Raw genomic sequence first — 8,797 nt, forward strand, 5'->3', positions numbered from 1 at the left:
GTCGCCGACTGGCAGGTGCTTGGCGCGGTCGGCGGCGCGCCGGCGCGGCCCGATGCGCCGCCCGGGCACGAGGCGCGGTACGCCGACCTCGATCGGCAGTACCCTCGCCCCCGGAGCGAGACCGAAGACGTCGTCGGTCGGCATCATGTACAACTTGTCGCCGTTGAACCCCACGACCTCTGCGTCGACCGAACCGCCTCCCGGTACCAGGATGCGGCAACCGGCGCCCAGCGGCAGCTTGATGCCGGCGGCCTCCATGACCAGGCCGTTGATGCGCGTGAGACGGCCGGATGTCTCGAGCGGGCTGCAGTCTTCCACCAGGCGACGACCGTCGGCGAGGAAGCTGCGCCACAGGGCTGTGTGCGGGTTCATGCGCCGGGTGACTCCGTGCCAGTTGCGCGCGGTCGTTGCACCCCGTCGTCGTCATCCGGCGGGGGAAGGGCGGTCGAGTTGCCGTCGTCGGGCTCGGGCTGAAGGGGGGGCTGCGGTGCCCCGTCCGCGTCGTCTGCTGCCAGCCCGGCGGTGTCTGTCGTTGCCCACGCCGCTTTCTCGTGGCCTATCGACTCGAGCACACGCCGCCAGCGTGTCTGCAGGGTCGCGTCCACCAGCGTGCCCTGGCCTTCGACACGACATTCTCCGCGCTGAAGGCGCAGGTCCTCGTGCAGGCGGTGTCCGCCGTGCGCGAACTGGTCGCCTGCATTCCTGCGCACGAGATCCAGGTCCTCGGGGTGGAGATGGATCTGCGCATGTCCCTGGGGCAGTTGGAGCAAGGCTTCGCGGACGGTGTCGAGTATGCTTTCGGGGTGGTGTTCGAGGGTGACCCGGACGATACGCCGCGCCATTTCGATGGCGAGCGCCATGACCTCTTCGGCGACCTCGGCATCGAGGGTCTGCATGGCGTCCTCGAGCCCGGCCACCAGCTGTGCGACCCGGGCCGCTTCCGCCGCTGCCAGTGCGTGGCCTTCCTCGTAGCCCTGCCTGCGTCCGGCCTCCAGGCCTTCGGCCAAACCTTCTCGCCGGCCCTCCTCGAAGCCGGCCCGGCGTACTTCCTCGTGCATGCGCTCGATCTCCTCCGCCGTGGGCAGGCGGAAGTCCGGCGGCAGTTGCGGCACTTCTGGTGCGGCGGCCGGCGACGGTGGAGGCGGCGGGGGCGCAGGGGCGTCGAGTGCGCTGGCGGCCTGCGCCTCGGCGTCATCGCCCCTGGCGCCATCGGCCTTGGCGTCGAAGTCGGCGGGCGTCCAGCGCCTGTAGGCGCCAACGGCCTGGTGGCGGGAGATGCTCATGCCGCTTCCCGGGGCTCAGCGCTCGTGCGCGGATCAGACGAAGCCATCGTCTCCGCCCTTGCCGCCGAGCATGATCTGGCCTTCCTCGGCCAGGCGGCGGACGATCTTGAGGATCTCCTTCTGCTCGGCCTCGACCTCGGACAAGCGCACCGGGCCGCGGGTTTCGAGGTCTTCGCGCAGCATCTCGGCCGCTCGGCTCGACATGTTCTTGAAGACCTTTTCGCGCAGGTCAGGCTGTGCCCCCTTGAGCGCGATGATGAGCGAGTCGGACTGGACTTCGCGCAGCAGGGTCTGGATGCCGCGGTCGTCGATGTCGAGCAGGTTCTCGAATACGAACATCTCGTCGAGAATCTTCTGTGCCAGGTCCGGGTCGTATTCGCGAACGTTGTCGATGACCGCCGTCTCGTGCGTCGATCCGACGAAGTTGAGGATCTCGGCCGCATGGCGTATGCCGCCCATTGCCGCCTTCTTGACGCTGGACGCGCCCGAAAGCATTCGCGTCAGCGCATCGTTGAGCTCCTTGAGCGCCGAGGGTTGCACACCGTCGAGGGTGGCGATGCGCAGCACCACGTCGTTGCGCAGGCGGTCGTTGAAGTGCTTGAGGATCTCACCCGCCTGGTCGTACTCCAGGTGAACGAGGATGGTGGCGATGATCTGCGGGTGCTCGTTCTTGATCAGGTCGGCGGCTGTCGCTGCGTCCATCCATTTCAGGCTTTCGATGCCCGCCGTGTCCGAGCCGCTCATCATGCGTGCGAGGAGATGTCCGGCGCGTTCGTCGCCGAGCGCCTTGGTAAGCATCTCGCGCAACTGGGCTTCGTCGGGCTGGATCATCGCGCCCTTGCCGAAGTGCGCGTCCACCTCGTCGAGCAGGGGGAGCACGCGTTCGCGCGTGTGGCCGGGCATTTCGGCCATCTTCAGGCTGAGCTTCTGCACCTCGCGCGGGCCGAGCTGGCGCAGCACTTCTGCGGCTGCATCAGGGCCGAGGGTGAGCAGCAGCATGGCGGCCTTCTCTAGGCCTTCTTCAGGCGTGGTCACTTGCGCGCCTCCTCATTCGTGCCCATCCAGCTCTTGAGCAGATTGGCCATGGTCTTCGGGTCGTCGCGGGCGAGCTGGCGGATGCGCTCGAGACGCTCCTCGAAGGTCTCTTCGGCTTCGCCCGACAGCGTGACCCGCACGCCTTCCTCGTCCTCGCCGAGGGCCGCCTCTCCTTCCTCGCCTGCGGCGGACTCGGGTGCCGGCGGTGGCGGCAGCACGGTGCGCAGCAGGGGGCGGATCACGCCGAAGTAGGCGAGCAGCACCACCAGCAGCACGAGCAGCCAGTTCAGGCCTTCCTTGCCGAGCTCGATGATCTCCGGATCCTTCCACAGCGGCAAGGCGGGCTCGGCCCCATCGTCGGCAAAGGGGCTGTTGGCCACGTTGATGCTGTCGCCGCGATCGGCGTTGTAGCCGACCGCCTCGCGCACCAGGTTGGTGATGCGGGCGATCTCTTCATCGGTGAGCGGGACGCTCGTCGGCGTACCGTCTGTGCCCGGGACGTTGCGGTTGTTGACGACGACGGCCACCGACAGGCGTTTGACCTGTCCTACCGCCTGCCTGATGTGCTGGATGTTGCGGTCGAGTTCGTAGTTGAGCACCGCGCTGCGGTTGCTGCTGACGTTTGCCGCGCCGATGCCGCCCGGGCCACCCGCGACCGGCGGGGCGGTGAGGGGCGCCGTGGCCGGCACCGGGGGCTGGTTGGTGAGCGCGCCGGGCACGCCTTGCGGCCCCTGCAGCGGGTTGATCGACTCGCTCGTCTGCTGGCTGCGGATGGCCTGGTCGGGGGAGGGGTTGGGCTTGAAGGTCTCTGCAGTCTGTTCGACCTGGTTGAAGTCGACGTCGGCGGCGACCTGGGCGCGGAAGTTGTCCTTGCCCACCATGGGAATCAGGATGTTCTCGATGCGCTCGATGAAGGCCTTCTCCATCGCCCGCACGTATTCGAGCTGGCGCGCATTGAGCCCTGCATTCATGAGCGGATCGGCCTGCTCGGTGAGCAGGCTGCCATTCTGGTCGATGATCTTGACGCCATCGGCGGTCATGCGCGGCACGCTCGACGACACCAGATGCACGATGCCGGCGACCTGGTTCTGGCTCAGAACCCGGCCCGGACGCATGTTGACCATCACCGAGGCGGTCGGGCGCTGTTCGTCGCGCAGGAAGGAGGTCTGCTTGGGCATTGCCAGGTGGACCCGGGCACCCGCGACCGCATCGATCGACTGCACGGTGCGCGACAACTCGCCTTCGAGCGCGCGCTGGAAATTGACCTGCTCATTGAACTGCGAGATGCCCAGCTTCTGGCCGTCCATCAGTTCGAAGCCTGCCAGCCCGCCCTTGGGCAAGCCTTCGGCTGCCAGGCGCAGCCGTGTCTCGTGAACCTGCGCCTGCGGAACGAGGATCGCGCTGCCGTTGGCCGACATGCGGTAGGGCACGTTCTGCTGCTGCAGGGCGGTGATGATCTGGCCACCGTCGCGCTCATCGAGGTTGGAGAAAAGTACGGCGTAGTCGGGCGCCCGGTTCCATAGCAGCACGCCCACCACGAGCGCGATTGCAAGCGCGATCGCAGCGGCGGCGGCCAGCTTCTGCCGTTGCGACAGCGCGTTGATGTTCTGCATTGCCTGCTGCAGCCGGGAATCCGCTGCTGCGGGTGCGGTGCCTGGTGGGAGCTCTGCGGTATTGTCTGCTGCGGCCATGGTGGCTGTCCTGTCGCGTGCGCTTCTTCCGATGGCGGCATTGTCCGCCTGCCGCTGCAAGTCCCGTGATTCGATAAGCGGCATTTTTTGCCGCCTGTTTGCCGGCTAAGATAGCGCTCTCCCCCGCTACAGTGCATCTCGTGAAAACGGATTCCGCGCACACTCCCGCCCAGATCGCACCATCCGATGCCGCAGCAAGTACTGCGCCGGCAGGCGGCATGGCGGCGCCTGCACCTGCACTCGACGCCGCCCAGCTTGCCGAAGCCTTCGCGCTCTTCAGTCGCGCATCGGAGGAGCTGTCCTCGGCCTATGCGGCGCTGCAGGAGCAGGTGGGGCAGCTCACGGAGCGCCTCTCCGTATTGATGGGGGCGCTGCCAGCGGGCGTTCTCGTGCTCGATCGGATGGGGCGCATCGTTCAGGCCAACCGTGCGGCTGGTGAGCTGTTTGGTCGTGATCTTGCCGGTAGCGGGCGGGATGAGGCCTTGCGAGCGCTGGAGGAAACCGAGACACCCGGCGAGTACCTGCTGCGCGGGGCGCGCATCGACCCCGGAGCCGAAGCGCGCCGCGTCGCGATGACCGAGGCTGAGCTGGAGTCGGGCGAGGAGCGCATCGTGTTGCTACATGACATCACCGATACCTTCCGCATGCGCCTGACCGCCGAGCGTAACGAACGTCTCGCGGCGATGGGCGAGATGGTCGCCGGCCTGGCGCACCAACTGCGCACACCGCTGGCCGCCGCCTTGCTCTACACGGGTAATCTGCGCCAGACCGAGCTCGATCCGGTGCAGCGCATCAATGTGGCGGATCGCGCGCTCGAGCGACTGCGTTACCTTGAGCGCCTGATTCGCGACATGCTGCTGTTCGCCCGTGGCGACAGCACGGGGCGCCACCGCTTCGAAGTGTGCGAACTGGTGACCGAGCTCACGCATACGCTCGAACCACTGGCGCGCGCACGCCAGCTTCGCTTCGAAAGCGCGTGTGCCTGCCCTCAGGCCCGTGTGCTGGGCGACCGCAAGGCCTTGGGTGGGGCGCTCACCAATCTGCTGGAGAATGGCATCCAGGCTTGCCCGCAGGGGGGGCAGCTTGCTTTCGCTGCGGTCGAGGTCGACGCGGCAGAGTCCGGCATCGGCTGCGCCGCAGTGCGCTTCACCGTACGCGACGGCGGCGCAGGCGTCGCACCCGAGCTCCAGGAGCGTCTCTTCGAGCCCTTCTTCACGACACGCGCCGAGGGCACGGGCCTTGGGCTGGCGATCGCGCGCGGTGTTGCGCGCGCCCATGGCGGCGACATCACGCTGCGGTCCAGCCCTGGGCAGGGCGCCGAATTCACGCTGACCGTGCCACTGGTCACGGCCTCCGCTTCGAATGGGGACGAACCCACATGATCGACACCCTGAACATCCTTGTCGTCGAGGACGACGCTGCGCTGCGCGATGCGGTCTGTTTCACCCTGGAGATGGCCCACCACGGCGTCGTCGGCGCCGACGGTGGGCCCGCTGCCCTGGCCGCACTGGAAGAGGGGCATTTCAACCTCGTGGTCACCGATCTGCGCATGCAGCCCATGGACGGCCTGCAGCTGCTGCATGAGATCCGCGCGCGCTGGCCGCAACTGCCAGTGCTGCTGATGACTGCCTACGGCGACGTGGACAAAGCGGTGGCGGCGATGCGCGGCGGCGCCTGCGATTTCCTCATGAAGCCTTTCGAGCCCGAGGTGCTGCTCGAGAACGTGCGCCGCTATGCCGCCGTGCAGCCCGATGCGGAGGATACCGTCGCCGAGGATCCGCACACGCGCAACCTGCTCGCGCTCGCCGCGCGTGTCGCCGAGACCGACGCTACGGTCATGCTCTCGGGCGAATCGGGGACCGGCAAGGAGGTGTTTGCGCGCTACATCCATGAGCATTCGCCGCGCGCCGGCAAGGCCTTCATCGCCATCAACTGCGCGGCCATTCCCGAGAACCTGCTGGAGGCGACGCTGTTCGGCTACGAGAAGGGCGCGTTCACCGGTGCGCAGTCCGCCCAGCCGGGCAAGTTCGAGCAGGCACAGGGTGGCACCATCCTGCTCGATGAGATCTCCGAGATGCCACTGGGCTTGCAGGCCAAGCTGTTGCGCGTGCTGCAGGAGCGCGAGGTCGAGCGCGTGGGCGGCAAGAAACCGGTGGAACTCGACATCCGCGTGCTGGCTACCAGCAACCGCAACATGCCTGCGGAGGTCGCTGCCGGGCGTTTCCGCGAAGACCTCTATTACCGTCTCAACGTATTCCCGATTGCGATTCCTGCGCTGCGCGAGCGCCCGGGCGACATCGTTCCGCTCGCACGCCACTTCCTTGCACGCCATGCGGCCCGTCTGAAGCGCCTGGTGCGGTTCTCGCCCGAGGCCGAGGCCTTGCTGCCGCGATACGGCTGGCCCGGTAATGTCCGCGAGCTCGAGAATACGATGCACCGCGTGCTCATCCTCACCACAGGGGATGAGGTGAGTGCGGAAACGGTGAGGCTATGCCTGCCGCACTGGAACCCGGGAGCGGCAGATGTTGCCGCTGTGTCGGCAATATCTGCCGCTTCGATGTCGGCAATTGCGCCCATCTTCCCGACGCCGCCGGCCCAGGCGCCCTTGCGGGCCGCGCCGGCAGCTGCAGATGCTGGCCTGCTTCCTGCATTTGCAGTTGCCGGGGCCGGGCCCCAGCGTCCTGCCAACATGAAGGATCTGGAGCGCGAACATATCCTCTCGACCTTGCGCGAATTGGGTGGCTCGCGCAAGAAAACCGTTGAAAAACTTGGCATTTCGGAGCGCACCCTGCGCTACAAGCTGCAGCAGTACCGTACCGAAGGGTATGACTGCTGAGCCTGATTGTCGGGTGTCGACAGGATGACCAAGGGGCTTGCAGGGCCTGAAGCGAGCCGAGGCGACTCCGTGGCCGCTGCCATCGTAGCCGGTGGCATGCCGTTTGCTCTGCTACACTGACGTCACCGAACACCCTGAGGCTGGGGAACGCACATGGATACCCGTGGAATCGACCAGATGCTGAGCGAACTGCGCTCGGTGTCGCAGGCTGCACAAGGCAAGGCCGTATCGCCCGCCGATGCGCCGGCCGGTGGCGTGAACTTTGCCGACGTGCTGGGAAACGCGCTCAAGGACGTCAGTGCGGCCCAGGGCGAGGCCAGGGCAATGGCGCAGAACTTCTCGGCCGGCGACCCGAACGTCAATCTCCAGGACGTCATGGTCAACCTGCAGAAGGCGAGTCTGTCCTTCCAGCAGATGGTGCAGGTGCGCAACCGCTTGGTCACGGCTTACCAGGACATCATGAACATGCCGGTCTGAGGGCGTCCAGCGAGAGCCATGGATGTCCAGTGTTTCGCGGTAATTAGCTGAAAAACAAAGAATTACGCCCTTGGGTCTGTCCAGGGGCGTTTTTGTTCGTCCATTGCATTCCGGTCCTCGTGTGGGTAAAGAACGGAAGAGATTCCGCCATGTCCGCACACACTCCGCTGGCCATCTTGCTCGACCTGTCCGAAGAGAACCGGCTGACCTCGGACGACTTCACCTGCGCGTTGAGCGCCGCACGGGTGCGCGCCACGAAGCCGGGCACGACACCCACCAAGTGCGCCGACGGTGGAGGGCTCACCCTCTACATCCCGCCGACGGGTGCGAAGGTCTGGCGCTACCGCTACCGCCTTGGGGGCAAGGAGCAGATCCTCACGGTCGGCGCCTATCCCGATGTCTCTCTTGAGCATGCCCGCATCGCCCATCGTGCGGCGCGCTGGCTCGTGGCGCGCGGCATTCACCCACTGAGCTACGCGGAGCAGGAAGCCAGGCGCCGGGCGGAAGAGGCCCAAGCCTTCGATGAGCACACCTTCCGAGCAATCGCCGAGAAGTGGCAGCAGGCGACCGCAACGAACCTTGCTCCGCGGACCGTGGAACACCGTCGTGCCATGCTCGACAAGCACGTCATGCAGACGATCGGAGCAAAGTCGATAGGCTCCATCACACGAAAAGAGCTGCACTCGATGCTCACCGAGCTTGACCAGGTGTCGCCAGTGACCGCGCGCCACTGTCGCGGTTACATCCGGCAGATCTTCGAATACGCCGAAGATGCGGAACTGGTTGATGCGAACCCGACGCCGCGCGCTCGCGTGCTGGTGAATGCGACGAAGCGGTCCGAGGTGCCGCGCAAGGCGCTGCCGCTCAATCACCTGGGTGAGTTTCTGAAGACCCTGGACGATGCGCCAGAGACCGATCCGACGACCAAGGCGGCGCTGCGACTGCTGGTGCTGACCTGGTGCCGTACGTCCGAGGTCATCGGCGCGTTGGGAAGAGTTCGACCTGGAGACCGGGACGTGGGTCATCCCAGCTGAGCGCATGAAGGGCAGGGAGGCGCATCGCGTCTTCCTGAGCCGGCAGGCCGTCACGCTGCTTCGTGGGTTGAGGCCGAAGGCGGCCGGCCCGGTATTTCCAAACCGCCGGCATCCGTCGCAGCCGATGCATCGAATGACCCTGACCAACTGGCGCAAGCGCTGGGGGTTCGCCGATGTAATGGAAGTGCATGGCCTGCGCGCCATGGCTTCCACATGGGCAAGCGAGTCGGGCAAGTACCGGCCGGATGTGATCGAGGTGGCACTTGCTCACAAGGAAGGGGATCGTGTACGGGCCGCCTACAACCGCGCCCGGTTCGGCGACGAGTTGCGGGCCTTGTGGCAGGACTGGGCGGATCTGTGTGACGAAAAGGTGGCTGCCGCCCGGTCTGCAACGCGACGTGAACCGCGCCCGGCGCCCTGAGGGAAACGCAGGCCGGTACG

General features: G+C 66.5%; 8 protein-coding genes and 1 pseudogene. 5 read left to right on the forward strand and 4 right to left on the reverse strand.

What is annotated here, in order from left to right; all coding sequences use genetic code 11:
* The 4 genes and pseudogenes from B447_RS09840 to fliF all read right to left on the reverse strand — a co-directional run.
* Positions 1 to 372 (reverse strand): annotated as a pseudogene (locus B447_RS09840) (flagellum-specific ATP synthase FliI); the annotation flags it as partial.
* Positions 369 to 1,283, reverse strand: coding sequence for a flagellar assembly protein FliH (locus B447_RS09845; protein WP_002939200.1), 915 nt, complete (start codon positions 1,281 to 1,283; stop codon positions 369 to 371). The gene B447_RS09845 and the pseudogene B447_RS09840, both read right to left, overlap by 4 nt.
* Positions 1,284 to 1,316: 33 nt before the next feature.
* Positions 1,317 to 2,318 carry a flagellar motor switch protein FliG gene (gene fliG, locus B447_RS09850; RefSeq protein WP_002924085.1) on the reverse strand — a complete coding sequence of 334 codons (1,002 nt, stop codon included), beginning with the start codon at positions 2,316 to 2,318 and terminating at the stop codon, positions 1,317 to 1,319.
* Complete coding sequence (gene fliF / locus B447_RS09855) at positions 2,315 to 4,009, reverse strand: flagellar basal-body MS-ring/collar protein FliF (protein ID WP_002924086.1); 1,695 nt, start codon at positions 4,007 to 4,009, stop codon at positions 2,315 to 2,317. Before fliF ends, fliG begins: the two co-directional genes overlap by 4 nt.
* 218 nt (positions 4,010 to 4,227) lie before the next feature.
* Between fliF and B447_RS09860 the strand changes: the two genes are divergently transcribed.
* From B447_RS09860 to B447_RS21800, 5 genes are all read left to right on the forward strand, one after another.
* Positions 4,228 to 5,391 (forward strand): sensor histidine kinase, encoded by a 1,164-nt coding sequence (locus B447_RS09860; RefSeq protein WP_002924087.1) that lies wholly within the window; start codon positions 4,228 to 4,230, stop codon positions 5,389 to 5,391.
* Positions 5,388 to 6,845 carry a sigma-54-dependent transcriptional regulator gene (locus B447_RS09865; protein WP_002939202.1) on the forward strand — a complete coding sequence of 486 codons (1,458 nt, stop codon included), beginning with the start codon at positions 5,388 to 5,390 and terminating at the stop codon, positions 6,843 to 6,845. The genes B447_RS09860 and B447_RS09865 overlap by 4 nt, the downstream gene beginning before the upstream one ends.
* 153 nt (positions 6,846 to 6,998) lie before the next feature.
* Entirely contained in the window at positions 6,999 to 7,322 is a 324-nt protein-coding gene (fliE, locus tag B447_RS09870) for a flagellar hook-basal body complex protein FliE (RefSeq protein ID WP_002924091.1), read from the forward strand.
* A gap of 149 nt (positions 7,323 to 7,471) precedes the next feature.
* Entirely contained in the window at positions 7,472 to 8,356 is an 885-nt protein-coding gene (locus B447_RS09875) for a tyrosine-type recombinase/integrase (RefSeq protein ID WP_002939207.1), read from the forward strand.
* A 4-nt stretch (positions 8,357 to 8,360) separates the two neighbouring features.
* A complete protein-coding gene (locus B447_RS21800) occupies positions 8,361 to 8,777 on the forward strand; it encodes a tyrosine-type recombinase/integrase (protein ID WP_051018800.1) in 417 nt (138 codons plus the stop codon).
* The last annotated feature ends 20 nt before the right edge of the window (positions 8,778 to 8,797 follow it).

The organism is Thauera sp. 27 (genome assembly GCF_000310125.2).
In the GTDB taxonomy this organism is placed as follows: Bacteria; Pseudomonadota; Gammaproteobacteria; order Burkholderiales; family Rhodocyclaceae; genus Thauera; species Thauera mechernichensis.